The sequence below is a fragment of the Streptomyces blastmyceticus genome, from assembly GCF_039521185.1.
GTDB lineage: Bacteria > Actinomycetota > Actinomycetes > Streptomycetales > Streptomycetaceae > Streptomyces > Streptomyces blastmyceticus.
This window is the reverse complement of sequence record NZ_BAAABW010000002.1, coordinates 314,221-340,804: the sequence shown is the minus strand read 5'-3', so window position 1 is coordinate 340,804 and position 26,584 is coordinate 314,221. Positions and strand designations below refer to the sequence as shown.

Annotated in this window: 25 protein-coding genes; 11 read left to right on the top strand and 14 right to left on the bottom strand. The window is 70.1% G+C overall.

The features are described 5' to 3' along the window. Positions 1–521: 521 nt before the first annotated feature. The 4 genes from ABD269_RS03735 to ABD269_RS03715 all read left to right on the top strand — a co-directional run bounded on the left by ABD269_RS03735 (position 522) and on the right by ABD269_RS03715 (position 4,084). A complete protein-coding gene (locus tag ABD269_RS03735; RefSeq protein ID WP_344115985.1) occupies positions 522–1,526 on the top strand; it encodes a C40 family peptidase in 1,005 nt (334 codons plus the stop codon). 196 nt (positions 1,527–1,722) lie between these two features. Next, a complete protein-coding gene (locus ABD269_RS03730; RefSeq protein ID WP_344115983.1) occupies positions 1,723–2,436 on the top strand; it encodes a phosphatase PAP2 family protein in 714 nt (237 codons plus the stop codon). 438 nt (positions 2,437–2,874) lie between these two features. Beyond that, complete coding sequence (locus ABD269_RS03720; RefSeq protein WP_344115979.1) at positions 2,875–3,795, top strand: SCO4651 family lipoprotein; 921 nt, start codon at positions 2,875–2,877, stop codon at positions 3,793–3,795. Positions 3,796–3,907: 112 nt separating this feature from the next. After that, a complete protein-coding gene (locus ABD269_RS03715) occupies positions 3,908–4,084 on the top strand; it encodes a hypothetical protein (protein WP_301893355.1) in 177 nt (58 codons plus the stop codon). 65 nt (positions 4,085–4,149) lie between these two features. Here the strand turns inward: ABD269_RS03715 and ABD269_RS03710 are convergent, their stop codons facing one another. Next, a complete protein-coding gene (locus tag ABD269_RS03710; RefSeq protein WP_344115976.1) occupies positions 4,150–4,551 on the bottom strand; it encodes a metal-sensitive transcriptional regulator in 402 nt (133 codons plus the stop codon). A gap of 273 nt (positions 4,552–4,824) precedes the next feature. Between ABD269_RS03710 and ABD269_RS03705 the strand changes: the two genes are divergently transcribed. After that, positions 4,825–5,445, top strand: coding sequence for a DUF47 domain-containing protein (locus ABD269_RS03705; protein ID WP_116213255.1), 621 nt, complete (start codon positions 4,825–4,827; stop codon positions 5,443–5,445). Between the two features lie 6 nt (positions 5,446–5,451). After that, positions 5,452–6,450: an inorganic phosphate transporter gene (locus tag ABD269_RS03700; RefSeq protein WP_301893354.1), complete on the top strand. Its 999-nt coding sequence runs from the start codon at positions 5,452–5,454 to the stop codon at positions 6,448–6,450. 108 nt (positions 6,451–6,558) lie between these two features. On the opposite strand, the gene pstB is transcribed toward ABD269_RS03700, so the two are convergent. The 4 genes from pstB to pstS all read right to left on the bottom strand — a co-directional run bounded on the left by pstB (position 6,559) and on the right by pstS (position 10,668). After that, on the bottom strand, positions 6,559–7,338 hold the full coding sequence (gene pstB / locus ABD269_RS03695) for a phosphate ABC transporter ATP-binding protein PstB (RefSeq protein WP_116213257.1): 780 nt from the start codon (positions 7,336–7,338) through the stop codon (positions 6,559–6,561). Positions 7,339–7,364: 26 nt separating this feature from the next. Next, on the bottom strand, positions 7,365–8,447 hold the full coding sequence (gene pstA / locus ABD269_RS03690; RefSeq protein WP_344115971.1) for a phosphate ABC transporter permease PstA: 1,083 nt from the start codon (positions 8,445–8,447) through the stop codon (positions 7,365–7,367). Beyond that, positions 8,444–9,427 (bottom strand): phosphate ABC transporter permease subunit PstC, encoded by a 984-nt coding sequence (gene pstC / locus ABD269_RS03685; protein WP_344115969.1) that lies wholly within the window; start codon positions 9,425–9,427, stop codon positions 8,444–8,446. Before pstC ends, pstA begins: the two co-directional genes overlap by 4 nt. Before the next feature lie 110 nt (positions 9,428–9,537). Further along, positions 9,538–10,668, bottom strand: coding sequence for a phosphate ABC transporter substrate-binding protein PstS (pstS, locus tag ABD269_RS03680; protein ID WP_344115967.1), 1,131 nt, complete (start codon positions 10,666–10,668; stop codon positions 9,538–9,540). Positions 10,669–10,985: 317 nt separating this feature from the next. Here pstS and ABD269_RS03675 point away from each other — a divergent pair, with 317 nt between their 5' ends. Together ABD269_RS03675 and ABD269_RS03670 are read left to right on the top strand one after the other, a co-directional pair. Continuing rightward, positions 10,986–12,101: a C40 family peptidase gene (locus ABD269_RS03675; protein ID WP_344115965.1), complete on the top strand. Its 1,116-nt coding sequence runs from the start codon at positions 10,986–10,988 to the stop codon at positions 12,099–12,101. Positions 12,102–12,438: 337 nt separating this feature from the next. Beyond that, positions 12,439–13,716 carry a response regulator gene (locus ABD269_RS03670; RefSeq protein WP_301893347.1) on the top strand — a complete coding sequence of 426 codons (1,278 nt, stop codon included), beginning with the start codon at positions 12,439–12,441 and terminating at the stop codon, positions 13,714–13,716. Positions 13,717–13,751: 35 nt separating this feature from the next. On the opposite strand, the gene ABD269_RS03665 is transcribed toward ABD269_RS03670, so the two are convergent. The 8 genes from ABD269_RS03665 to ABD269_RS03630 form a co-directional block, all read right to left on the bottom strand. Next, complete coding sequence (locus ABD269_RS03665) at positions 13,752–14,132, bottom strand: DUF2516 family protein (protein WP_344115962.1); 381 nt, start codon at positions 14,130–14,132, stop codon at positions 13,752–13,754. Positions 14,133–14,242: 110 nt separating this feature from the next. Further along, a complete protein-coding gene (locus ABD269_RS03660; RefSeq protein WP_344115960.1) occupies positions 14,243–14,830 on the bottom strand; it encodes a hypothetical protein in 588 nt (195 codons plus the stop codon). A gap of 16 nt (positions 14,831–14,846) precedes the next feature. Next, on the bottom strand, positions 14,847–15,224 hold the full coding sequence (locus ABD269_RS03655) for a helix-turn-helix domain-containing protein (protein WP_116213263.1): 378 nt from the start codon (positions 15,222–15,224) through the stop codon (positions 14,847–14,849). A gap of 83 nt (positions 15,225–15,307) precedes the next feature. After that, complete coding sequence (locus tag ABD269_RS03650) at positions 15,308–16,504, bottom strand: TniQ family protein (protein ID WP_344115956.1); 1,197 nt, start codon at positions 16,502–16,504, stop codon at positions 15,308–15,310. Between the two features lie 5 nt (positions 16,505–16,509). Beyond that, the gene (locus ABD269_RS03645) at positions 16,510–17,748 is read right to left on the bottom strand and encodes an AAA family ATPase (protein WP_344115954.1); all 1,239 of its coding nucleotides are present in this window, start codon (positions 17,746–17,748) and stop codon (positions 16,510–16,512) included. Continuing rightward, entirely contained in the window at positions 17,748–19,790 is a 2,043-nt protein-coding gene (locus ABD269_RS03640; RefSeq protein WP_344115952.1) for a transposase, read from the bottom strand. Before ABD269_RS03640 ends, ABD269_RS03645 begins: the two co-directional genes overlap by 1 nt. Continuing rightward, the gene (locus tag ABD269_RS03635) at positions 19,790–20,629 is read right to left on the bottom strand and encodes a TnsA-like heteromeric transposase endonuclease subunit (RefSeq protein WP_344115949.1); all 840 of its coding nucleotides are present in this window, start codon (positions 20,627–20,629) and stop codon (positions 19,790–19,792) included. Before ABD269_RS03635 ends, ABD269_RS03640 begins: the two co-directional genes overlap by 1 nt. 126 nt (positions 20,630–20,755) lie before the next feature. Beyond that, positions 20,756–21,820, bottom strand: coding sequence for an aldo/keto reductase (locus ABD269_RS03630; protein ID WP_344115947.1), 1,065 nt, complete (start codon positions 21,818–21,820; stop codon positions 20,756–20,758). A 127-nt stretch (positions 21,821–21,947) separates the two neighbouring features. On the opposite strand from ABD269_RS03630, the gene ABD269_RS03625 reads away from it, so the two are divergent. Together ABD269_RS03625 and ABD269_RS03620 are read left to right on the top strand one after the other, a co-directional pair. Further along, positions 21,948–22,805, top strand: coding sequence for a helix-turn-helix domain-containing protein (locus tag ABD269_RS03625; RefSeq protein WP_344115945.1), 858 nt, complete (start codon positions 21,948–21,950; stop codon positions 22,803–22,805). 232 nt (positions 22,806–23,037) lie between these two features. After that, a complete protein-coding gene (locus ABD269_RS03620) occupies positions 23,038–24,384 on the top strand; it encodes an erythromycin esterase family protein (RefSeq protein WP_344115943.1) in 1,347 nt (448 codons plus the stop codon). Between the two features lie 36 nt (positions 24,385–24,420). Here ABD269_RS03620 and ABD269_RS03615 read toward each other — a convergent pair whose 3' ends face one another. Beyond that, on the bottom strand, positions 24,421–25,770 hold the full coding sequence (locus tag ABD269_RS03615; protein ID WP_344115941.1) for a helix-turn-helix domain-containing protein: 1,350 nt from the start codon (positions 25,768–25,770) through the stop codon (positions 24,421–24,423). Positions 25,771–25,988: 218 nt separating this feature from the next. Between ABD269_RS03615 and ABD269_RS03610 the strand changes: the two genes are divergently transcribed. Next, the gene (locus ABD269_RS03610) at positions 25,989–26,573 is read left to right on the top strand and encodes a DUF4232 domain-containing protein (protein ID WP_344115939.1); all 585 of its coding nucleotides are present in this window, start codon (positions 25,989–25,991) and stop codon (positions 26,571–26,573) included. Positions 26,574–26,584: the final 11 nt, after the last annotated feature.

Here is a 26,584-nt window from a genome sequence, read left to right as displayed (position 1 = left end):
CCCCGCGGTGTGGTGCGGAAGTTCCCAGAACGCGCATGTGCGTTGCGAGTTGGGCATTAGAGTGCTCTGTGCGCACTGCGGTGCGCCTCCCCTCATGGATCGTCTCCGGTCCCCGGCCCTCGGGGCCCGGCCCGAACCTGAGGATGGTTGCCGACCGGGATTTCGGCAGCCGGTCTGAGGGGAGGCGCCCATGGGGCGTCGCGGGAAGCCGAAGCCATCCGTACGGCAGCGCGTCGAGGACCTTCTGGTCCGTGTCGCGCGAACGCTGGGGAGGTGGCTCAAGGGCTGACCTGAGCCCCGGAATACGAGGCTCAGGCCGTTAGCCCCTGGCTTTCGGCGTGGGCTCCCGCCTACGGATTCCGGTTCCTGGGCGGGGGCCCTTCTTGCTTCACGGTACCGGATGACCGCCCCGGTGCGACATGGTCGGCACGATGCTCAGTTGCGCCGTACGCCGACGCTCCTCTCCCCAAGTCAAAGGAAATTGACGGATACGCGGCGGGCTCGTGGGGGAGGATTGCGGGGTGCGGAAGCTCTGGGTGGGCGTGGGTGTCGGGATCGGGATGTGCCTGTGTTTCATCGGGCTGCTCGTCGTCGGGGTGTACACGGCCGCCGCCAACCTGATGGGTACGGGCGGTGGCTCGGTCGAGCTGGCGAAGGGCGCGGTCCCGGCGGAGTACCAGAAGCTCGTGCAGGACTGGGGGAACATCTGCCCCGCCCTGTCGCCGGCCATCCTCGCCGCGCAGATCTACTCGGAGAGCGGCTGGAACCCGAAGGCCGTGAGCCCCGCGAACGCGCAGGGGATCGCGCAGTTCATCCCCGAGACGTGGCAGAGCCACGCGATCGACGCGAACAAGGACGGCAAGCGGGACATCTGGGACCCCCAGGACGCCATCCCGTCGGCCGCCGTCTACGACTGCGAGCTCTCCCAGGACGTCAAGAGCGTGCCGGGCGACCTCTCGGACAACATGCTGGCCTCGTACAACGCGGGTGCGTACGCGGTCATCCAGCACCGCGGTGTGCCGCCGTACAACGAGACGCAGGGCTATGTGAAGGAGATCCGGACGCTCGCGAAGAGCTTCGCCAGGCCCGTGACCCGGGTGGCGCCCTCGCAGCAGGCGGCCGGGGCCATCTACTTCGCGCAGGAGAAGCTCGGGACGCCGTATCTGTGGGGCGGGGACGGCACCGCCGAGGACGGGGGGCGCTTCGACTGCTCGGGGCTCACCAAGGCCGCGTACGAGACGGTGGGGATCGCCCTGCCGCGCGTCGCCAACGACCAGTGGAACGCGGGCGCGCACCCCAAGCGGGACGAGCTGCTCCCCGGAGACCTGGTCTTCTTCGCGCACGACCTGAACGATCCCCGCAGCATCCACCACGTGGGGCTCTATGTGGGTGGCGGGTACATGATCAACGCGCCGCACACGGGGGCGCTGATCCGGTTCGACAAGATCGACACACCGGACTACATCGGGGCGACCCGGGTCACCGAGGACGGCGCGAAAGCGCTGCCCAAGGCGAAGGGAGTCTGAACTCCGGACCCCGGACTGCAACGATGGGTCACCCTTCGATAACGTCCTGGTGATCATTGAGTGGAGAGTGGAACGCCCGGCCGGAGTGAGGCGTTCCATGAGAGTGGGAAAGCAGCGCCGCCGTTGGCGGGCGCAACGGACCACGGGGGTCGGCAGCTGGACGTAGCACGAGGCGACAGATAAGGGGCCACGACACATGGCTGGACTCGCGGTGGGGCACCTCGTGTCGGAGGCCGGGGGCGGGCCGGGCCCCGACAACAGCTTGCTCTACGACATCAACGGCATCGCCAAGGCCGCTCCCAACTGGCTGGACCGCGCCATGGAGTTCATCGGCGAGTACGGGATCGTCCTGGGATTCGCGGTGCTGATGGTCTGCGCCTGGTGGAGCGTCCGCAAGCGGGACGACGCGCCGGCCGTCGTGGCCGGGCTGCTGTGGGCGCCGCTCGCGGCCGGGCTCGCGCTGCTCGTCAACATCCCGATCCGGGACTTCGTCAAGCGGCCCCGGCCCTTCGTCGACCACACCGGGCTGGACGTCCTGGTCAAGGGCAAGACCGACTACTCCTTCGTCAGCGATCACGCGACGCTGACCATGGCGCTCGGGGTGGGCCTCTTCGTCGCCAACCGCAAGTACGGGCTGATCGGTATCGGCCTCGCCTTCCTGGAAGGGTTCTGCCGCGTCTATATGGGCGTGCACTATCCGACCGACGTCATCGGGGGGCTGGCGCTCGGGACGGCGGTGGCTCTGTTGCTGGCTCCGCTGGCGATGATGCTTTTGACTCCGTTGGTGCGGAGGGTGGCGGGGTCTCGGGTGGGGTGGCTTGTGCGGTCTGGCGGGGCCGTGGCGCCTGTGGTGGCTGCGGCTGGTCGGCCTGAGCGGCCGGTGCACCGGGATAACGATCTGGCGGCGTAGCCGGGGGCCGGTCCCGCTCCGCGGGTTTGTTCCCCTACCCCGCCCCTTCCCGAAACTGGGGCGCGTGCCCCAGACCCCCGGCCGCGGGCCCGTTGCCGCCTGCGGCGGGAGCGCCCTGCGGGCGCGTCCTCAAACGCCGGACGGGCTGGATTTGCGCACCCGGATCAAACGCCGGACGGGCTGGATGGCGTTGTTGCCGTGTGCGACAGGGCGTCCTCGCGCGCGAGTGAGCGCGCTCTGCGGGCCGGGCCTCGCCAGCCGCAGGTGCAGCGGGCGCTGCAGAAGGAGCCTGTCTCGGTGGTGCTGGTGGAGTGTGCCGCGGAGGAGGTCGCGGCTGCTGCTTCGGACACGTGACCACGCTACCCGGCCGTGACGGTGGCCACGGGGTGTCGTTGACAGTTACGGGTTCCACGGCGTACTGGCAGGGGGCTGACGGTCATGGTGGTGCGGCGGCAAGGGCGCGGGGGCCGGGGTGCGGTCGTCGCCCACGTGACGGCGGGCGGCGTCGCCCTCGGGCTGCTGGTTTCCGGTTGCGCGGCGCAGGAGCGGCCGGAGCTGCGGGACGATCTGAAGAGTCTGAGCAGCCAGGCCCGCCAGGCGGACGACCCCGGCTGGGCCCGCGAGGCGCTGCACCGCGCCGCCCGGGTGCTCGCCGAGGCGGGCGGTGCGAAGGTGCGTACGTCGATGGAGACCGTCAGCGGTGGCACCCGGCTGACCATTCACGGGTCGGGCGGCTACGACTTCGCCCGGCCGGCCGGTGAGTTGACGGTGCTGGTGCCCGCGGACGCGGCGGGTACGGCCGAACACCGGGCCGTCACCGAGGTGTTCACCCCCGGCGAGCTCTTCATGAAGAACCGCGGGGCGGGCGTGCCCGGCGACAAGTGGGTGCGGCTGTCCACCCCCGCCTTCGCCGACGGCAATCTCCTCACCAACGGCGCCACGGACCCGCTCGCGGCGGCCGAACTGCTCGGCGGTGCGCGCGAGGTGACATACATGCGGGACGAGCGGGTAGGCGGGGTCCGCGTGAAGCACTACTGGGGGACCATCGATCTCGGCCAGGCGGCGCGCGCCGCGCCGGAGCGGGACCGCGGTCCGCTGGCCGTGGCAGCGAAAGGGTTCTCCAGTGGCACGGTGGCCTTCGACGCGTATCTCGACGATCAGGGCCGGCTGCGGAGGCTCTCCCACCGGTTCAGCGTCGCCGGGGGCGCGCGCGGGCGGGCGGGGGCCCCGGGCGGTCCCGCGGTGCCGATGACGGTCGTCTCGACCGTCGATCTCTCGGACTTCGGCACCAAGTTCGATGTGGTGCTCCCGGCTTCCGCCGATATCTATGCGGGGACCGTGGCTTCGCCGCGGAAATAACGCGGCGCGGCGTGCTTGGCCATGGAAATGGTCCTTCTGTGCCATGCGCGCCATGTGTACCGATCACTACGCTGGTAAGCCGAAGAACCAAAAACCCGAGGAGGTGAATCACGTGGTCTCGCGACGCGGTTCGTCGGGTGGGCCGGATCCCGTGGCCCTCATCGAGATCGATCTCTACGGTGATTTGATGATCGCGGCCTCGAGCGCGGACGAGGACCGGCTGAGCCCCGACCGCATCGACGAGGTGCTGAAGGTCGTGCCCGCCGGGTCGGAGGCGCGGGGCGAGTAGTCCCGCGTCCCGCCGGAGGCACCCCTGATTTAAGGCGCCTGTTTCAAGGCGCCCCTCGGCAGGCGCTAGGTGCGCAGCAGTCGCGCGATCGCCGCGCTCGCCTCCGCCACCTTCGTGTCGATCTCGTCGCCGCCCTTGACCGCCGCGGCCGCCACGCAGTGGCGCAGGTGCTCCTGGAGCAGCTGGAGGGCGAAGGACTGGAGGGCCTTCGTGCTCGCCGACACCTGGGTGAGTATGTCGATGCAGTAGACGTCTTCCTCGACCATGCGCTGGAGGCCGCGGATCTGGCCCTCGATCCGGCGCAGGCGCTTGAGGTGCTGGTCCTTCTGGTCGCTGTAGCCGTGGGGGCCGTGACCGTGGTCGTGGCCGTGCCCCTGGACCTGCTCGGGCGATCCGTCCGCGCCGGCCGCCTCGCCGTGGCAGGGCGTGGCGCCGGTCGAGCCGGTGCCGGCTTCCGTGGTCGTCATGGCGTCCTCCGTCGTCCCTCCCCGGAGCTGAGGTCCGGGGTGCCCCAGGCGCCGGTGCGGTCCTCGGGCCAGGGGTTTCGCCCCTGTCGGTGCGGATACCCCACTCGCATACCCCCGGCAGGTATATGGTACAGAATTCGGTGGCCGGAGGCGGTACCTGCCTTCGTGAGCACTCTGCCCGATGGGCGACACTGAGGGAATGCCAGTTAGCCGTGGCTGGATGATGCGCCTAGCATCAACGAGACCGAATCCGCTGCACCCCGAGGATCCCACGTGCGCTTTCGTCTGACCCCCAGGGAGACGAGCTTCTACGACATGTTCGCCGCGTCCGCGGACAACATCGTCACGGGCTCCAAGCTCCTGATGGAACTGCTCGGAGCGGACACGTCCGCCCGAGCCGAGATCGCCGAGCGGATGCGGGCAGCGGAGCACGCGGGGGACGACGCGACCCACGCGATCTTCCACCAGCTGAACTCCTCCTTCATCACGCCCTTCGACCGCGAGGACATCTACAACCTCGCCTCGTCGCTCGACGACATCATGGACTTCATGGAGGAGGCCGTCGACCTGGTCGTGCTCTACCAGGTCGAGGAGCTTCCGAAGGGCGTCGAGCAGCAGATCGAGGTCCTCGCGCGGGCCGCCGAGCTCACTGCCGAGGCCATGCCCAACCTCCGGACCATGACAAACCTCACGGAGTACTGGATCGAGGTGAACCGGCTCGAGAACCAGGCCGACCAGATTCACCGCAAGCTCCTCGCCCAGCTCTTCAACGGCAAGTACGACGCCATCGAGGTCCTCAAGCTGAAGCAGATCGTGGATGTGCTGGAGGAGGCGGCTGACGCGTTCGAGCACGTCGCCAACACGGTCGAGACCATCGCGGTCAAGGAGTCCTGACCCCCGGTGGACACCTTTGCTCTCGTCGTGACCATCGGGGTCGCGCTCGGCTTCACCTATACGAACGGCTTCCACGACTCCGCGAACGCCATCGCGACCTCGGTCTCCACGCGGGCGCTGACCCCGCGGGCGGCCCTCGCGATGGCGGCGGTGATGAACCTCGCCGGTGCCTTCCTCGGCAGCGGCGTCGCCAAGACCGTCAGCGAGGGCCTGATCGCCACGCCGGAGGGCCAGAAGGGGATGGGAATCCTCTTCGCGGCGCTGGTGGGCGCGATCGCCTGGAACCTCATCACCTGGTACTTCGGGCTTCCGTCGTCCTCCTCGCACGCCCTGTTCGGCGGCATGGTGGGCGCGGCGCTCGCGGGCGGCACCACGGTGATCTGGTCGGGTGTGGTCGACAAGGTCGTCATCCCGATGTTCCTCTCGCCCTTCGTCGGCCTGATCCTCGGCTATCTGGTGATGGTCGCGATCATGTGGATGTTCCGCAGGTCCAACCCGCACAAGGCCAAGCGCGGCTTCCGTATCGCGCAGACCGTCTCCGCGGCGGGCATGGCCCTCGGCCATGGTCTCCAGGACGCGCAGAAGACCATGGGCATCGTGGTGATGGCCCTGGTCATCGGCGATGTGCAGGGCAAGGGCGACGCGATCCCGCTGTGGGTCAAGCTCGCGTGCGCGCTGACGCTGTCGGCGGGTACGTACGCCGGTGGCTGGCGCATCATGCGGACGCTCGGGCGCCGGATCATCGAGCTGGACCCGCCGCAGGGGTTCGCGGCCGAGACGACCGCGGCGTCCGTCATGTACACCGCTTCGTTCATGTTCCACGCGCCGATCTCCACGACGCATGTCATCACTTCCGCGATCATGGGCGTGGGCTCGACGAAGGGGTCGCGGGCGGTGCGCTGGGGTGTCGCCAAGAACATCGTGATGGGCTGGTTCATCACGATGCCGGCCGCGGCGATCGTGGCGGCGTTCAGCTACTGGATCGTCCAGCTCGCGTTCGGGTAGCGCCGCTGCCCGCACTTGAACACTGATGGGCCCGTCCCCCTGGTACGAACAGGGGGACGGGCCCTTCGCCTTGCGGCGGCACCGCCATGCAGCGCCGCAGGGCGGTCTTTATCCGAAGCGGCCCGAGATGTAGTCCTCGGTCGCCTGGACGGACGGGTTGGAGAAGATGCGGGCCGTGTCGTCGATCTCGACGAGCTTGCCCGGTTGGCCGACGCCGGCCAGGTTGAAGAAGGCGGTGCGGTCCGAGACGCGTGCCGCCTGCTGCATGTTGTGGGTGACGATGACGATCGTGAACTGTTCCTTCAGCTCGCCGATCAGGTCCTCGATGGCGAGCGTGGAGATCGGGTCGAGCGCCGAGCAGGGCTCGTCCATCAGGAGCACCTGCGGCTCGACGGCGATCGCCCGCGCGATGCACAGGCGCTGCTGCTGGCCGCCGGAGAGGCCCGCTCCCGGCTTGTTCAGCCGGTCCTTGACCTCCTTCCAGAGGTTGGCGCCCTTGAGGGACTTCTCCACGATCGCGTCCATGTCGGCCTTGCGGACGCGGCCGCCGTTGAGGCGGATGCCCGCGGCCACGTTCTCGTAGATCGACATGGTCGGGAAGGGGTTCGGCCGCTGGAAGACCATGCCGACCGTGCGGCGCACGGAGACGGGGTCCACGCCGGGCCCGTAGAGGTTCTCGTCGTCGAGCATCACCTTGCCCTCGACGCGGCCGCCCGGGGTGACCTCGTGCATCCGGTTGAGGGTGCGGAGGAAGGTGGACTTGCCGCAGCCGGAGGGGCCGATGAAGGCGGTCACGGAGCGGGGCTCGACGGTCATCGAGATGTCCTCGATGGCCTTGTGGTTGCCGTAGTAGGCGTTGAGGCCGCCGACGTCGATGCGCTTGGCCATGGGAATCACTACTTTCGTGAGTCGCTTCAGCGACCGTGCTTGGGGGCCTTCCAGCGGGCGATGCCGCGGGCCACCAGGTTGAGGATCATGACGAAGGCGATGAGGACCAGTGCTGCCGCCCAGGCGCGGTCGTAGCTGGCCTCGTTGCCGGCCGCCCACTGCTCGTAGATGTAGTACGGCAGGGACGACTGGGCGCCGTCGAAGGGGTTGTTGTTGATCACCTGGGAGCCGAAGACCAGGAGGACGATGGGGGCGGTCTCACCGGCGATGCGGGCGACGGCCAGGGTCACGCCGGTGGCGATGCCGCCGATGGCCGTGGGCAGGACGACCTTGAGGATCGTGCGCCACTTCGGCACGCCGAGGGCGAGCGAGGCCTCGCGGAGCTCGTTCGGCACGAGCTTGAGCATCTCCTCGGTGGAGCGGACCACCACGGGCATCATCAGGATCGCCAGGGCCATCGACCCGGCGAAGCCGGAGTAGCCGAAGTCCAGCATGAGGATCCAGAAGCTCAGGACGAACAGGCCCGCGACGATCGACGGGACGCCCGTCATCACGTCCACGAAGAAGGTGACGACCTTGGCGAGCCGTCCGCGCCCGTACTCCACGAGGTAGATCGCGGTCAGCAGGCCGACCGGCGCGGCGATGGCGGTGGCGATGCCCACCTGCTCCAGGGTGCCGATGATCGCGTGGTAGACGCCGCCGCCGGGCTGGATCGTCAGCACGCCGGACATCGAGTGGGTGAGGAAGGAGCCGTCGAGGACCTTCGAGCCGCGCCCGATCGTCTCCCAGGCCAGGGAGAGCAGCGGGACGACGGCGATCAGGAAGCAGACCCACACCAGGCTGGTGGCCAGGCGGTCCTTGGCCTGGCGGCGGCCCTCGACCCGGGCGGCGAGGCCGTACATCCCGAGGACGAAGAGGATCGCGGCGATCAGGCCCCACTGGATGTGGCTGCTGAGGCCGGCGCCCAGGCCGATCGCGACGCCGACGGCGGCCGCGGTGACCGCGACAGCGGGCGGGGCCCAGCGGGGCAGGCGCGGCTGGCGCAGGCTGCTGCCCGGCCGTGGGGCGCTGTCGGCCACCAGCTGCTGCTCTGTGGTCACGTCGCTCACTCCGAGTACTCCTTGCGACGCGCGATGATCAGCCGGGCCGCGCCGTTGACCAGCAGGGTCAGCACGAACAGGACGAGGCCGGAGGCGATCAGGGCGTCCTTGCCGATGTCACCGGACTCCTTGAAGCTGCTCGCGATGTTCTGCGCGAACGTGCCGCCGCCCGGGTCGAGCAGGCTCTTGTTGATGACGAAGCTGGGGGACAGGACGGTCGCGACGGCCATGGTCTCGCCGAGCGCGCGCCCCAGGCCGAGCATCGAGGCGCTGATGACCCCGGACCGGCCGAAGGGGAGGACCGACATCCGGATGACTTCCCAGCGGGTGGCGCCGAGCGCGAGCGCGGCCTCCTCGTGCATCTTCGGGGCCTGGAGGAAGACCTCGCGGCTGACGCTGGTGACGATCGGCAGGATCATGATCGCCAGCAGGATGCCGATGGTGAAGAGCGAGCGGGCGGCGCCGTCGTGGTAGGCGAGGACGCCGGTCCAGCCGAAGTAGTCGTCGAGCCAGCTGTAGAGCCCGCCGAGGTGCGGCACCAGGAAGAGGGCGCCCCACAGGCCGTACACGATGGACGGGACGGCGGCGAGCAGGTCGATCACGTACGCGACCGGGGTGGCGATCCGGCGCGGCGCGTAGTGGGAGATGAAGAGCGCGACGCCGATCGCGACGGGGACCGCGATGAGCATCGCGATCAGCGAGCTGACGATCGTGCCGAACGCCAGGACCGCGATGCCGAAGACCGGCGGGGTGGCGTTGGCGTTCCACTCGAAGGTGGTGAAGAAGTTGCCGTGGTCGTGCGAGAGGGCGTTGGCGGCCCGGACGGTGAGGAAGACCGCGATGGCGGCCATGATCACCAGCAGCAGGATGCCGGAGCCCCGGGAGAGGGCGAGGAAGACGCGGTCACCGGCGCGGGTGGCCGCCTTCGGCTGCCCGGCGGGGGCGGCGGGGCCCGGTGGGCCTGCTGCGGTCGTGCTGGTTATGTCCATGGGGTTTCTCCGGTCTGCGGAGGCGGCCGGAGATCGGCCCGCACTCCTGGCGCGGCGGTGCACCGGACGGTGCGGCCGGACGCCCGCTGGGGGTCCGGCCGCACACGGGGTTACGAGATGGCGGCGACGTTCTCGCGGACCTTCTTCGCGATCTCGGCGGGCAGCGGGGCGTAGCCGAGGCCCTTGAGGACGGACTGGCCGTCCTCACTGGCGATGTAGGTCAGGAAGGACTTGGTGGCGGCCAGGGTGTCGGCCTTGTTGCCCTTGTCCCCGACGATCTCGTACGTCACCAGGGTGATCGGGTAGGCGCCCTCGGCCTTGGTGTTGTAGTTGAGCTTCAGGGCGAGGTCCTGGCCGGTGCCGACGATCTTCGCCTCGGCGATGGCCTTGGAGGCGTTGTCCGAGGTGGCCTCGACCGGGGCGGCGGCGCCGGTGTCGAGCTTCACCGTCTTGATCGAGTTGGCGGTGGCGTAGGACAGCTCGAAGTACGAGATGGCGCCCTCGGTCTGCTTGACCTGCGAGGAGACGCCGGCGGAGCCGTCGGCGGCCTGACCGCTCTTGGCGGCCCAGGCCTTGGCGGGCGCGTAGGGCCACGACTTGTCGGCGGTGGCCTTGAGGTACTTCGTGAAGTTCTCGGTGGTGCCGGACTCGTCCGAGCGGTGGAACGCCTGGATCTTGGTGCTGGGGAGCTTGGCGTCCTTGTTGAGCTTGGCGATCGCCGGGTCGTCCCACTTCTCGATCTTGCCGTCGAAGATCTTGGCGAGGGTGTCCGCGTCCAGGACCAGGTTGTCCACGCCCGAGAGGTGGTAGCCGATCGCGATGGGGCCGCCGACCATCGGGAGGTTGATGCCCTGGCCGCCCTTGACGACGTCCTTGGACTTGGCGACCTCCTCCGGCTTCAGCGCCGAGTCGGAGCCCGCGAAGGCGGTCTTGCCCTGGAGGAACTCCTGGATGCCCGCGCCGGAGCCGGTGGGCTTGTAGTTGATCTGGATGTCCTTGCAGGCCGCCATGAAGTTCTTGACCCAGAGGTCCATGGCGTTCTTCTGCGCGGACGAGCCCGAGGCCAGCAGCTGGCCCTTGCCGTCGCACTTGATGTTGCCGGCGGCCTTGGTGGCGCCACCGCTGGTGGTGTCGCTGCCGCTGTTGTTGTCAGAACCGCACGCCGTGAGGACCAGGGCGCCGGAGACGGCGATGGCGCCGAAGGCGACGGCGCGGAGCCGGTTCTTGCGCTGAAGCTTCACTTTTCGGGAGTTCCTTCCGGGAGCCGCCGCTGGGGCGGCGTGCGAGAGGTGGTTGGTGCGGTTCGGCCGTTCGCCGCGGCCCCGGATTTCCGGGACCCCGCACCCTCTACGACCGAAATTAGGCAGAACAGGTGAAGCGGTCGATGGGTGAGAGTGAACGGAGGGTGAACCTCGGCGGTCAGGGTGGTAGCCGGGCGCACGGCTTGTTTCTCCACAGTGTGACGCAGATCTCTGTCCGTTTGCGGGCGGCCGTGGCAGCATCCGTTTCTCGCGTGACGGCATGTCAGACCTGAGGGCGGAAGCCGCGGAGGTGGCCTGTGAGGTGGCACGGCAGGGGTGCGAGCGGCGGGGACGGGGATACGGGGACACCGGGCGGCGGTCGCCTCATCGCGACGACCGCCCTGGTCTGTGTGGCGGCCGTGGCGGGGGTGACGGTGCTGTCCGGTGCGGCGTACGCGGACCCGAAGCCCCCGCCGCGCAGCCTGGAGGACGTCCACAAGGAGGTGGAGGGCCTCTACCGGCAGGCGGAGGCCGCCACGGACGCGTACAACGCGGCCGGTGAGGAACAGCGCCTCCAGGAGAAGTCGATCGCCGACCTCGCCCGGTCCGCGGCCGCCGCGCAGGAGCGGATGAACCGGCTCAAGGACCAGGCGGGCGCCCTGGCCCGCGCCCAGTACCGCGACGGCAGCATGCCGCCCCAGGCCCGGCTCTTCCTCTCCGCCTCCCCGCAGACCTTCCTCGACGGGATCGCGCTCGCCCACAAGGGTGAGGCGGCCACCCGCGGCGTGATCGCGCAGGTCGCCGCCACGCAGAAGGCCCTCGACGGCTACGCCAAGGCCGCGGGCGAGCGCTGGAAGGCGCTGGACGGCGAGCGCAGGAAGAAGGAGTCGGCGAAGAAGGAGATCGAGGCGAAGCTGGCCGCGGCCAAGGAGCTGGAGTCACGGCTGGAGGAGAAGGAGAAGGAACGCCTGCGGAAACTGGAGGAGGACCGCGCCCGCCAGGAGCAGCAGAAGTGGCTCGCCTCCGAGCCGGCCAAGGGCGTCACCGTCAAGGAGGCCCTCCAGGACTCGGGCGCCGCGGCGACCGACGAGGGCAAGCGGGCGGTCGCCTTCGCGACGGCCCAGATAGGCAAGAACTACGTATGGGGCGCGGAGGGGCCGGACACCTACGACTGCTCCGGCCTGACGCTCAAGGCGTGGTCCGCGGCGGGGCGGCCGATCCCGCGGACCTCGCAGGAGCAGTGGCGTCAGCTTCCCAAGGTCGACGTCAAGGACATGCGGCCGGGGGATCTGGTCATCTACTTCGCGGACGCGAGCCATGTGGGGATGTACGTGGGGGACGGCACGATTGTGCATGCGCCGCGGCCGGGGAGGCAGGTGACTCTGGCTGGGGCGGGGTCCATGCCGATTCTTGGGGTTGTGCGGCCTGGGTGACCGCTCTTGGGTGCGGGTCCGTTGCCGCCTGCGGCGGGAGCGCCCTGCGGGCGCGTCCTCAAACGCCGGACGGGCTGAATTGCGCACCCCTGGGGAAAGCCCGCCGCAGGCGAACGCCGCACATATGACCGGTGTGACCCGGGCCACTCGCTGGGGTGATGTTTCTCATTGCGTGTTTCTCCCCTCACGCGCCAAATGCCGCCCGGGCAAGCGCATATGACAGCGGCGAGTGGCTCCGTTCCATTCCGTTCGAACGTGTCGGCCGCTAGGGTCGCGTTCGGCGCTCACCGATCGGTGGGCGCCGTGTTCTCGGGGGGAACGGAAGGAAGCCGTCACCATGTCCGTACCCGCGCCGAGGCCCGCGGAGGCGCCCCCGCTCGACGCCGGGCTGACTCTGCTGGTGATCGAGAGCGACCCCGGCGGCTCGCTGTCCATGCCCGAGATGGCCGAGATGTCGGGTCCGGCGGGCAAGCCCGTCCGGATCCGTACCGCCCGCAACCTCACCGAGGCCGAGCGGCTGCTCACCGACGACGTGCACTGCATCCTTCTCGACCTCGCCCTCCCCGCCCCCGACCGGGCCTGCGAACCGGCCTGCGTCACCGTCGGCTGCGCCGGCGGCGGCGAGCCGCACCCGGCGGAGGCCCGGGACGAGCTGGACACCCTGCGCCAGGTGCTGCGCCTCGCCCCCCGGCACGCCGTCCTCGCGCTCACCGCGGAGACGGACGCCGAGCGCGCCGCCGAGGCCGTACGCGTGGGGGCGCAGGACTACCTCTTCCGCGACGAGCTCGACGGGCGGGTGCTCAGCCGCGCCATCCGCTACGCCGTCGAGCGAAAGCGCGCGGACCTCGCCCAGCGCCAGCTCACCGAGTCCCGGCTGCGCGCCCAGGAGAACGCCCGGCTGGAGCGCGGCCTGCTGCCGACCCCGCTGCTGGCCGGCTCGGACCTGCGCTTCGCCGCCCGCTACCGGCCGGGGCGCAGCCGCGCGCTGCTCGGCGGCGACTTCTACGACACCGTACGGACGCCCGACGGCACCGTGCACGCGATGATCGGCGACGTCAGCGGCCACGGCCCGGACGAGGCCGCGCTCGGCGTCGAACTCCGCATAGCGTGGCGGGCCTTGACGCTCGCCGGGCTGTGCGGCGACGAGCTGCTCTCCACCCTCCAGCAGGTGCTGGAGCACGAGCGCGCGGACGAGGAGACGTTCGCGACGCTGTGTGCCGTCGACATATCGCCCGACGGGCGCCGCGCGGGCCTGAGCCTGGCGGGCCACCCGGCGCCCCTGCTCGTACGCCCCGGACAGGCCCCGAGCCTGCTGCCGCAGGACAGCGGCGGCCCGGCGCTCGGGCTGCTCCGGCGCGCCCGCTGGCCGCGCAGGCAGATCGAACTGGGCGGCCGCTGGAGCCTGATGATGTACACCGACGGCCTGATCGAGGGCAGGATCGGTGCGGGCACGCAGCGCCTCGGCCAGGAGGGCATCGTCGAGCTGGTCACCCGTCAGGTCAAGGAGGGCCTGAGCGGCGAGGAGCTGCTCGACGCCGCGGTGACGGAGGTACGCGCGCTCAACGGCGGCGAGTTGACGGACGACCTGGCGGTGCTCCTGCTGGACCGGGGCTAGGGCTGGGGTCAGGGCATGCCTTGTGGCCCGGCCGGTCAGAACCCCCGGCCCGGGCCCCGCCGCTTCGGCCAGCTCCGGCGGCCGTTGATCCGCTTGAGCGTGGCCCGCACTTCCACGTAGTAGACGATCGTGGCGATGAGCGCGGCGAGGATCAGGAGGAAGCCGAGGCCGCCGAAGATCCCCGCGAGCGCGGCCCATCCGCCGCCCAGATAGCGCGCCGACGGCAGCCCCGAGACGAGCGCCGCCAGGGCCATGACGGTGATCCAGAAGCGCTTCGTCTGCTTGTCGGTCGCGCGGAAGGCGTCCTCGCGGGTGGTCGCGGCGTCGACGACCGCCGCGAGCGCGAACAGGCACAGCACCCTGGGCAGCCAGTCCGCGAGCCAGCCGATGGCGCTGCCGAACCCGTCAACCAACACGTGGCTCACCTCAAGGTCGTTCCGTTACGGGCGCTTGCGCCCGCCACGGTACCGGGAGAACGGTCCGGGCACGTGATGCACGCCCCGGACCGCTCCCCGGTCCCGCCTGCTTACTGGTCGTCGGCCTTGGCGTCCGACTTCTTGGCCGCCGCGGGCTTGCGGGCGGCGGGCTTGCGCGCGGCGGCGGGCTTGGCGTCGTCGCCCTGCGCGTCTGCGGCGGCCCCGTCCGCGGGCTTGGCCTCGCTGCCCGTGCTGTCCGCGCTGTCCGTGCTTTCCGGCTCGATGGCCACGGCGATGTCCGCGACCTCCTCGGCGGCCTCGCCGCGCCAGGTCTTCACGGCGACCCGGCCGCGCTCGGCGAACTTCTCGTACTGCTCGCCGGCCTTCGCCGCGTAGCCCACGGCCTGGCCGACGCCCTGGAGCAGCAGGTCCTGGGCGGACTGGCCGAGCTTCTTCGCGTCGTTGTCGAAGGTGCTGACGATCTCGGTGAACTTCGCGGTCACCGTCGCCTGCGTCTCCTTGGCCCGCTGGGTCACCTTCTCCTGAAGGGCCTTGGGGTCGGTGTTGCGCAGCTGCTCGAACCGCTCGGGCGCCTCGGCGACGGCCTGCCCGATCTTCTCGGCGGTGAAGTCGGCGAGGCCCGCCGCGGCGTACGCGGTGTCGGTGGCGGCCTTGCGGAGGTCCTGGGTGGTGGCCATGGCGATGGTCTCCCGGTCAGCTAGAAGATTTGCTGTCGTCGTCCGTCGCGAGCCCGTTCTCCTTACGGAAGGACTCGTAGATCTGGAGCAGCACCTGCTTCTGCTGCTCGTTGATCGAGGGGTCGGCGAGGATCACACTGCGGACCTCCGCCTCGTCCCGGTCCCGCTCGTCGAGAATCCCGGCCTGTACGTACAAGGTCTCGGCGGAGATCCGCAGCGCCCTCGCGAGCTGCTGGAGGATCTCGGCACTCGGCTTGCGCAGGCCGCGCTCGATCTGGCTGAGATACGGATTGGACACCCCCGCGGCATCGGCGAGCTGCCGCAGCGTGAGCTGCGCGTTGCGCCGCTGCTCCCGCAGATACTCACCGAGATTGCCGACGTTGAGTGATCCCATGCGCTCGATGCTGCCCCACGTTGCTAACTTTTGCAAGCGACCTGCTTGCAAAAGTATTGGTGTGACTGTTGTGACTGAGTGCTTCATTTGGCCAGTGAGCGTTCGAGTTGGCCACTTGAGTGTTGCTCACCCTTGTTGGTGCGTCGAAGCCGGGATGTCAGGGCGGTCACGACCTGCTGGAAGGCCGGGGAACACTCCGCCTTGCGGCCTGCGCAGTGGTGTTTCCAGAGAAAGTACTTGGGTGGGAGGGCCATGCTCGGCCCGAGGGGATCGCGAGGGGCTTCCAGCGGGGTGAAGGCTGCGCGGAGATCTGGTGCGGTGATGATCGCGTCTGCTGCGTGCAGTAATGCGGCGCAAGCAGCTGCGTCGATCGGCGGAGCATGCGCGATGGTGGGCCTTCCCTCGCTGTTGTTGGTGGACCGTCGTGCGGCGAGGAACCTGCTGGCCTCTTGGGCCAAGGGATCATTGGCCGCTGTGTGTGCCGCTGGCCAGGTCAGGGTGACGAGCATGCAGGTCAGCTGGAGTTCGGCGAAGTACCGAGCCGAGGTCTCCGGAGGCTGGAGGGGGTCCAGCTTCTGGAGAATCCGCTGTTGGAGATCCAGATAGGTCTGGGGCGGGGACAACGGCATCAAGGCCGGGGCCTGGTCGAGTCGGGTTCCGCAGAGGTCCCTCGTGTGCGGCGTGCGCCTCGTGGGAGAAGGGGTTCGGCACTGAGCGGGGTGGAGTCCAGGAACGCTGCTGCGAGCGATGAGGTGGCTGTAGTGCTTGGCCCCGATCGCCTGACTGCAGCCGGGGCAGAGGTGATTGAGGAAACACCGGTGCCGTGTGCAGGCGAAGACCACCGGCAGCCGCCAGAGGACGTGCCAGGGGCCGCCCAGTTCTCGCTGCACGAACGAGCCGTCACCGCGGAGGCACTGCGGGCAGTAGCGGGAGGTGGAGGAGTAGAGCCAGAGCAGAGCACGGGGCCGACGTTCGTGCTCGGCCCGCAGTACTTTCCCGATGGCCGGGTAGTGCCGGACGAGGGGTTCCAGGGTCAGTGCGGTGACCTCTTGGGGGGACAGACGGGTGGCTGCGGCGAAGGCTGCGGCAAGGACGGGCGGGAGCCCGGTTGACCAGGCGGTCTTCGCCCATGCTTGGCCGTTGTTCATGATGTCCATCAGGCCCGTTCGGCGATTCACTGCCGTTGGAGGAAGCCCGAGTCGGTAGCTCAGTCGCAGGATGAACCCGGCCAGCGATTCCCCGGGGAGGGGGTCCAGGCTGCGGGGCAGTGGTCTGATCACGGGCGTCACCCCAGGCTCTCAGCGGGGCCGCGGTCGTCGAAGACGGTGTTGCGGGGGCGCCCGGCCCGTGGAGGCCGTTGCGGTGCGGGGACGTCGGGGATCTCGCCGGCTTCGGGATCGCGCTGAGGTGTGTCGGTCAACTCGATGGTGATGTCATCGAGGAGGTCCTCGGTCAGACATTCACGGCCCGATTCCATCGCCTCGCGGCAGCCGTCCTCGATCAGTCGCTCCAGCAGGCCGACAACGCCGTCGGTGCGGTGGAAGAGGTATTCGGGCATCGTGCTGTCCTCGGTCAGCATGCCGGGGCGGGCGTCCAGGAGCCGGAGGCTGTCCTCGATGCCCTGGAGATGCCGGATCCAGGAGGCGATCTGGACGTCGTTGTCGTAGTGGAAGCGGTCGAGTTCGACCAGGTCGAAGCGACGCTCGGTCTGGGTGGGCTCCAGGCCGTTGACCTTGAGGCGCTTGGACGGCAGGTGCCATTGGCCGCTGGTGAGGTCGTAGCGGCCTTCCCTCAGGAGCCCGGAGCGGGGGATGTCGACTCCGATCAGTACGAGCGTGACGTTCATGCTCATGAAGGCGCGGATCAGGTCGAGGGTGTCCTGGTCATCGACGCGGTGCATGCGGAGCCGGGTGATGTCGTCCAGGATCAACACCTTGGTGCCGTGGTCACGGAGGGAGACGGCGACCTGGTGGATGAGGTCCGGCAGGTCCATGCGGGGGTTCAAGGGAGCGTCGTAGAAGTTCAGGATCGCCTTGCACGTGCTCTTGGGTTTCGCGGTCACTGGCGTCTGGACGTAAGCGACAGGCGCGTGAAGATCCCGAAACCCGGGCCGGGCCGTGGGGTTGAGGTAGTTGTGCAGGGCCAGCCAGCGCTCTTCGAAGGCGGCAGCGATCTCGCAGACGCATTCGGTCTTGCCCTGGTAGCCGCCTCCGGTGACCATCACCCCGGCCCGGGTGGTGGGCTTGAACTTCAGTGCGTTCGTCTCGATCCGGCTGATCAGCACTTTCTCCACCAGCCGGCTCATCGGGGTCTGCAGCAGCGGCAGGTTCGCGTGGGTGGCGGTCCGGTGCAGGTCGTGGATCATCCGCTCGCGGGGACTCAGCCTCCGCCAGGCGGCCCGATCGAGACTGGGGGCGGGAACGAAGGCGAGGCGGGTTCGGCACCACTCCTGCCAGCCGACCAGGTCGTCGCGGGCCACCGCCGCAGCAGGAAGTACGAACGAGGCGAGCTTGTCGTCCCCCATCAGCACGGTCCTTCCTCGGTCGGCTCCGGCGAGGCTTCCGCGTCCGAGGCCGGGAGGGCGAACAGGCTCCGGCGGCTGAGATCTTCACCGAGCCGTCGCGGCGGAGTGATCACGGTGGGGACGGCGGCCTCGCGGCGGCGGCGCCGCTCGGCCGCAACGGCCTGCTGGCCTTGCCGGCTGGCCTCGTCACGGCCGAGTGCCGCGGGGACCGGCTGCGGAACGCTCTGGCGGTGCCGGTCGCGGGCTGCCGCCCGCGACCGGTCAAGCTCCCGTGCCCGCTCGACCCTGTCCGCCTTGGTCATCTGGCTGGGCCAGTCGGCCACCGGCGTGTGAGCGGCCACCAAGTCCAGGAGAACCGGCAGCAGTTCGACATCATCCTTCGGCTTCATGCCTGCGCGGGCCGCTTCGCGCAGGACCTGCCGCATGCGTGCGTCGGAGAACGCGGGGATGTCCTGCCCGTCCGGGAGGCCGTTCCATCGCAGGGCATGCCACTGGCCTTCGAGTTCGAAGAACACTTCACGGCAGTCACGCGGGTCCCGGTGGACGACCCAGCGGCCTCGATTCCGGCCTCCGTGCGAGGATGGCTGTCCCCGTAGCGGGGCGAGGACGGCATCGCGGCCGCCGTACCAAAGTCCGCCGATCTTGACCCCGCGCTGCCGGTGGATCTTCACGAAGTGAGCGGGCAACAACTGGTGGTAGAGAGTTGGATCGGGGATCTGCAGGGCGATCCCGTCGCGTGCGGCCGCGGTCGCGAACAAGGTGTTGGGGCTGTGCCGGCCACCGGGGTCCCATGCGGGCGCGGACTGGTCCAGCCTGCGGTTCTGCCAGATCTTCACGATCCAGGTGGCCAGCAGATGCTCCATCTCGTCCACCGTCCAGACCGCATCGCCTTCCGGATCGGCGCCCCGGTCCGCGACATCGACGCCCCGATAGCCGAGCAGCATCTCCAGCAGCAGCGACTGAATCCCTGAGAACGCGCGCTCGCAGGCCGCCTTGTCCTGGGGACGCATCGCCCGTGCCGGCAGCACCACCGTCCCCAGCGTGCGGGCGGCCTGCACCAGATGGTGGTTCTTGTAGACACTGCCGTGATCGCTGGTCATCGTCTCCGGCGCAAAGAACGGCCGCCCCGCCACCGGGTGACCGGCGAACTCGGCGACCAGCGCGGACGGGACACCGGGGTAGTGCCATTCCATGTCCGGCGTCCAGCCCGGCCGCATCGGAAGCGGCAGCATCACATCCCGCAGCAGCATGGCCACCTCGATGGAGGAGTCCGACCCCGGCGTGAGCCGGAAGGCGACCAGCGAGTGCGTGAACGCATCGAGCGCGATGGTGAGGTCCGCGGTGAGCGGTTCGCCGAACACGTCGTCGAGCAGCTTCACCGGGAACGGCGTGGTGTCCAGCACCACCACCTGGCCGGGGCGAGTGATCGTCACGGCCAAGCCGCCGGTCTCGACCGCCGCCGCGGAGCGAAGGTAGCGCTGACGGCCGCCTTCTGGGCCGAACCACTCCTTCCAGACCTTCGACAGCGTCGTGTAGTGCGGGATCGTCTCCTCCGCCGCCGGACCGTACTTCTCCCGCACGAACTGGTGGATCATCCGTTCCTTGGTCTTCATGCCGACCCGGGAACGGTGCAGGCACTCCGCGTGGACCGCGTGAATCGCCTCCGAGATCTCCGAGGTGATCGAACGGTGCCCCCGCAGCACCGGCGCCAGGCGGCCGTCCGCCAGCCCCATGATTCCCCGCTCGGGCCAGGCAGCAGCCCACCGCCGGAGCGTGCGATCGCTCACCCTCCCCAGACCCAACTGGCGTGCATCGTCCGGATTCAGAGCCTTCAGCTCGGCCACCTTGGCCAGCCGGCGCTCGGTCAGCGTAGTCCGGTCCGGGTCGTACTCAGGCCGGGGCTCGCCCTCGCGGGCCCAGTGCCGACTGCCGCTGCGGAACCCACTCTCGGCCTCCAGGAAATGAGCCAGCCGCAGCCGGAGCCGCTTTTGACCGTCACGGTCCAGGTCCTCGAACCGCGTCGCCTGCTGCCGGTCGCCCATCACGTACTCCCCACCGGATAGACCCAGGTCTCATCTCCGAATGGCTGGGCCAAATCGATCGCCATCCGCCGGTGCCAGAGCAGGTGGACCGCGTGCGTGCGGGCCACCGCCGGAAGCCGTGACTGGTCCACCAGCTGCCCGAACTGCCACGGGTGACGACGAACCGCGGCCAGCAACTGACGCTCCAGCCCCAGCTGGTCGAGCATCGGCCGACGCCGTGCGGAAAGAGCGTCGATCCCCGCCAGCACCTGCCCCCGCCAACCCGTCACCACCAGGTAGCGCCAGCCCGCAACGGCCGCCACCTGAGCGGCCGCCGCGAACCGCACTTCGTCCTCCTCGCCGATCAGGCCCCCGGGGCGCACGTCCACCAGCCAGGAAGCGCCCGCAGCGAGCACGAGGAAGTCCGGAATGTGCGAGCCCTTCCCCTCCAAGGAGGAGAACCGCAGCCGGAACGGCTGAGCCAGCACCTCGTCGAACCCTCCGACGAAGTCCAGGACCAGCAGCAACCAGCGCTCGGCCAGACTCTCGAAGCCGTGCTGGCGCCCGGTCGACACCAGGCATTCCAGGCCGGGACGGTGACGCTGACCGGCCCGCCAGGCGAACCGCCGAACCGGCACCGACGCCATCGCCGGCCCGACCGACAAGTCCCTCACCGGGGTGATCACGTCACTCTTCCCGGCCTTCCACGTCACCGTCCATGTACGCGACCACCCCGGGCCCACGTCCAGGGCCGCGGCAGCCCGTACGGGAAGCGCGTACGGCAGCGCGAGATCGTTCAACTGACTGACGTGGGACCACACCGGCTTGGCCGGAACGTCAGCACCCCTCACTTCGGCCATAGCAGCAGCACACCGCCCGTACGAGCCGTGCACCGCAGAAATACCGAAACCGGAATCAATGACCAAGAACCACCGGTACCCTGCCCGGCTAACGCTCAACTGGCCAAGTGAAGCGCTCAGTCACAGTCAGTGGCGGGTCTCAATTCGCAGGTCGCCCGTGGTCACCTGGCGGATGGGCTCGCTCGCAAGCAGCTCGTGCGGCTGGCCGAGGGCGATCGCGCCCGCCGCGTCGAGCCGGGCCAGCTGGGCGTCCGTCAGCTCGACCGCCAGGGCGCCCAGGTTGTCCTCCAATTGGGCGGGGGTGCGGGCGCCGAGCAGCGTGCTCGTCACGCCCGGCTTCCGCAGTGTCCAGGCCAGCGCCACCTGGGCCGGGGTGTACCCCAGTTCGCCGGCCACCTCCCGGACCACCCCGGCCACGCCGAGGCTGCGTTCGGTGAGGGTGCCCAGGGCGAGGTTGTGGCTCCGGCGGGTGCTCCCGTCGGGGCCGGCGCCCGTTGCGCCCACGTCGTCCCGGCCGTACTTGCCGCTGAGCACCCCGCCGCCGAGCGGCGAGTACGGGACCACGCCCAGGCCCAGTTCCCGGGCCATCGGGATCAGGTCGCGCTCTGCGGTGCGTTCGATCAGGCTGTACTCGAGCTGCAGCGCGACCAGCGGCGACCAGCCGCGCAGGTCCGCGATCGCCTGCATCCGGGACACCTGCCAGGCCGGGGTGTTGGAGATCGCCACGTACAGCACCTTGCCCTGCCGGACCAGGTCGTCCAGGCCGCGCAGCACCTCCTCCACCGAGGTCCGGAAGTCCCAGACGTGCAGGTACAGCAGGTCGAGGTAGTCGGTGCCGAGCCGCCGCAGGCTGCTCTCCACCGAGCCGAACAGCGCCTTGCGGTGCCCGCCCCCGGAGTTCGGGTCGCCGGGGCGGCGCAGGGTCGAGTACTTGGTCGCCAGCACCAGGCGTTCGCGCTCCTCGTGGGCGAACTCGCCCAGCAGGCGCTCGGAGCTGCCGTCGGTGTAGGTGTCGGCGGTGTCGAGGAGGTTGCCGCCGAGCCCGACGTAGCGGTCGAACAGCTTGCGGGCCTCGGCCCGTTCTGCGCCCCACCCCCATTCGGTGCCGAAGGTTGCGGTGCCCAGGGCCAGCGGTGAGACCCGCAGTCCCGAGCGGCCCAGCAGCCGGTAGTCGTCGAGGGCCAGTGCCATCAGGTTCTCCTGTGCTCGCGTGTGTTCGTGTTCCGTTGCCGGGACCGAGTCTGCGGCGGCGGCGGGCCCCGGATAAGGGAGGGACTTTCCTGGGAAGGCCGGTCCCACCCTGGCGGTTGGACCGGTCATGACGACACGAACCGTTGACACCACCGAGGAACTGGCCGCCTTCCTGCGCAGCAGGCGCGAACGGCTGGACCCCGACCGGCTGGGCCTGCCCGCGCACCGGCGGGCCCGGCGGACGCCCGGACTGCGCCGCGAGGAGGTCGCTGAGCTGGCCGGGGTCAGCACCGACTACGTGGTCCGGCTGGAGCAGGGCCGGGGGCTTCGGCCCTCCGCGGAGGTGCTGGCGGCGCTGGCCCGGGCCCTGCGGCTGGCACCCGGCGAACGCGACTACCTCTTCGACCTGGCCCGACGGCGCCGCCCCGGCGGCACCCGCGGCGGGGCAGCCACCGGTCCGGCGCCGTCGCTGGCCCACCTGGTCGACGAACTCTCCCCGCTGCCCGCCGCGCTGCTTGACCACCGCTACGACCTGCTGGCCTGGAACCCCGAAATGGCCCGGCTGCTACCGGAGTTCGACGCCGTTCCGCCGGAGCGGCGGAACGCGATGTGGCTCTGCCTGCTGCACCCGCCGATGCGCGGCTTCTACGCCGACCGCGAGAGGGTGCTGCGGGACGGCGTCGCCCATCTGCGCGCGGCCTGGGCCGCCCACCCGGAGGACCGGGCACTGGCCGGGCTGATCGCCGAATTCACCGCGCAGGACGAGGACTTCGCCCGGTTCTGGGCCGAGCGGGAGGTCCGCGTCAACGGCCGCGGCCGCAAGCTGCTGCGGCACCCGGCCGTCGGGACGATCGCCGTCGACTTCGAGGTCCTGCTCCCGCTGGAGGACCCGGAGCTGCGGCTTCTGGTCTACCGCGCCGCGGACGACGAGAGCCGCGCGGCCCTGCACCGGCTGTGCGGCGGTGACGGGTGCCAAGAAGGCTGACAACTCACGGTTGGTTGCAAGAAGCGTGACCGCTTGGTGCCGACAAGCGTGTCCCACGGACCAGAAAGCACAGCTCACCGACCCTCACTGGTTCCAACTGACGTGCCCAGGCTCAGTCATGGGGCTAGCCCCCGGGAAGGTGGCGGGCCGGCCCCAGCGCGCCCGGGCCGCCGCGTGCGTGACGATCTTCTCGGCAGAGCTCGACACCAAGCACGTTGGGGAGTGGTTACACATGATCGGCAACGGGAAGAGGCTTGCGGCGGTGGCTCTCGCCCTGGCCGCGACGCTGGCCCCCGCGGCGGCCGCGTACGCGGCACCGGCGGCGTCCGCGCCGGCCGGCGCGTCGGCCCCCGTCCGCGCGCTGGACCGGATCGCCCATCCGCTGCGGTCGACGGAGCCGGGCACCGGCACGGCCGATCTGCAGGCCCTGGGGGTGATGGTCGGCGACGCCAAGGTGGTCGGCGTGGGCGAGGCCACGCACGGCTCGCACGAGTTCTTCGCCCTGAAGGACCGGCTCTTCCGCCACCTCGTCGAGCAGAAGGGATTCACCACCTTCGCTCTGGAGATCAGCTGGTCGGCGGGGCTGCGGATCGACGACTACCTCCAGCGCGGCGACGGTGACCGCGACGCGCGGCAGGTCGTGCACGAGGTGATGGCCGGATCTCCCTGGGACCGCGAGGAGTTCGTGACCCTCGTCCAATGGATGCGCGACCACAACCTCCGGCACCCCGACCGCCCGGTCCACTTCCTGGGCGACGACATCGGCGCGCCCAAACTCGACGAGCGGGTCTTCGACAGCGTCACCGACTACGTCCGGCGGACCCGTCCGGAATCCCTGCCGCGCCTGAACGAGCTCCTCACCGGCCTGCGCCCGCTCGACGACGCCATCGCCTACCTCCTGGACCGGCCGCTCGCCGAGCGGCAGCAGAACGCGGCCAAGGCACGGCAAGTACTGGAACTTGTACAGCGTCAGGGATCCGGGAGCGGCGAGGACTTCGAGTTCGCTCTCCAGAACGCCCGCAACATCGCCCAGACCTACACCTTCTTGACCGTCAACCCCCGCGACCAGGAATCGTTGACCGCCATGGAGCGCTACCGCGACCAGGTGATGGCCGAGACCACGGCATGGTGGCAGCGGCGCACCGGCGGCAGGATCCTGATGTCGGCCCACAACGACCACGCCGGCTATGTGGCCTCCGACCCCAAGACGTATCCAAAGACCCAGGGCTCGTTCCTCCGCGACACCCTGGGCGCGGGCTACCTCGCCATCGGCACCACCTTCGACCAGGGCTCCTTCCTCTCCAAGGACCAGCCGCTCGACGGCGAGTGGAAGAAGTTCACCGTCGGCCCGGCCGGTCCCGGCACCAACGAGTACACGCTCGACCAGGTCCGGTACCGCGACTACTACGCCGACCTGCGCAAGGCCCCTGCCACCGCCCGCAGCTGGCTGGACACCCCGCGCCCGACATACAACGTCGGCACGCAGTACCCGAACGACAAGACACCCGAGATCGCCATCGGCAGGGCCTACGACGTCCTGGTCCACCTCCACACCGTCCGGGAGGCGGGCAAGCTGTAGCGCCCCGGCGGGAACCGGGCGGCGGAGCCGGATCGGTCACGACGGGCCGGCGGGCACCCAGGCGTTGGGGCCCGCCGCGTTGTACCAGTAGCGGTGGTCGTCGCCGAGTGCCGTGGTGCGGAACGGGCGGCCGTGGTCGTCGATGGTCGTGGTCTGCTGGCGGCCGCCGCTGCTCCAGGCCAGTTCCAGATACCAGCGGACGTCATGGCCGAGCGTGGAGGCGTCGATGTCGAGCACCTGGGGGTCGGTGGCGGACACCTTGTAGGGGAAGTCGGTGGTCGACGTCGGCCGCTCGCCCTCTTTGCCGGGGACCGGGCGGGGGCGCGGTGAGGCGTCGTCGAGGTCGATGGCGAACGCGGCGGGCGTCAGCTCGCCGCCGCAGCCCGCGCCCATGGTGTAGCCGTTCCGCGCGGGCGCCTTGCCGCTGTCGACCACGTGGACGTACAGGCCGTGCAGGACCACGGGGGTGTTGCCGGTGCCCTGCACGGTCACCTCCATCCGCAGGTTCCCTGCGGGCACGGCGTGCAGCGCGGCCGCCCAGCCGTCGGTGGCGCCCCGGGCCGGGGGCGGCGGGACCTTGCCCGGCTCCTGGTCCAGGGCGAACCACTGGCCGCAGGGGCTGCCCCAGTTGTTGGTCATGACGCTGACGGTGAAAGGGACGGAGGCGGAGCCGTTCGGCGGGGCGCCGGAGGAGTCGCCGGGGGCGCCGTCCTGCTCGGTGGCCGAGGAGGGTGTGGCGCCGGGGGACGTGGAGGCGCGGAGGGAGCCCGAGGGGGACGGCGATTGAGGGGCGATGGCGCCGGCGGCCGCGTTCGCGGAGAGGGGCTGCTGCGACGTGGCCGACTGCGCCTTCGCCGACGCCGTTCCGTGCCGTGCGCCGGACGGTCCGGTGGTGTGCCCGCCACCGCCGAGCGCCGCCACGGCCACGGTCGTGCCGGCCGCCATGGCCACGGCGACGCCCGCCGCGAGCGCGACCAGCCGACGGCGCCGTCCGCCGGGTCCGGTGGGTGCGGGGGCGAGTTCCGCTTCCGCCTCGGCTGTCGGAGGGGTGGGAGCCGTGACGGCCTCGTCCGCGTCCTCGCGCTGGATCTCCGTACGGGCCGGTCCTCCGGCGGGCGCGCCGCCGCCCGCCGACTCCCGGCGGCGTTCGGCCAGGGCCACGATCCACTGCCGGTGCAGGGTCACCAACTCGTCGGCGGACGCGCCGCAGACCCTGGCGAAGCGCTCCACGGGCGCGTAGTCCGTGGGCACCGTCCGGCCGTTGCAGTAGCGGTGCAGGGTCGAGGTGCTGGAGTGCAGCCGCTTGGCGAGGGTGCCGTAGCTCCGCCCGGAACGTTCCTTCAGTTCACGCATCAGCTCCGCGAACCGCTCGGTCTCCGTACCCATCCCCACCCTCACCCTCGTCCCGGAACGCCGTTCCAGGCCCGGCAGTTTCCCCAGGTGAGAGGGGGTGGAACCGTTCCATGGTTCCCACTTCCCGGCAGGAAGGGCGACTGGGACGAAAAAGGGCCCAAAGTTGGCCCGGCCAGCCGGGGTCCGCTCCGGATCCGACCGGATTCCCGGCCCTGCGCGAACCACTCGACCCACTCGACGGAGGAAGACCCATGTCCAAGACCCGCACCCGCACCCTCTTCTCGTTCGCCGCCCTCGCCCTCGGCGCCACCGCGATCATCGGCGGCGCCGGCACGTCCTCGGCCGCGTCCGGCAACTCCGACAGCGACAGCTACGCCTACTCCCACGCCTGCACTTCCAACCAGCTTTCGGTGCAGGTGATCCGGCACTCGGAGGACTCCGGCCAGCGGGTGATCGAGGTGCGCAACCTCGGTGGGAACGCCTGCGGCCTCTCCTACTACCCGCTGGTCAGCATCGGCGACCCGAACGCCGCGGACCACAGCCACGACATCAAGCCCCTGGTCCCCGGCGGCCTCGGCGGTGCGCCCGCGTACCCGCTCCACGCCGGGCAGGCCGCCTACGCGGTCATCGACCTCGACCCCACCGGCAAGGCCGGGCCCACGGTCCCCCAGGGCACCGAGCTGAACGTCCTGGCCCACAGCGACATGCCCAACGCCGAGACGCTCAACTTCCCGCTCGGCTCCAACGCACGGGTGCTCAACCCGAAGCTGGGCCTGTACGAGAACAACATCAACGACGCGATCAGCTCCATGGAGCAGGCGGACGTCCAGTCCTGACCGGACATTGC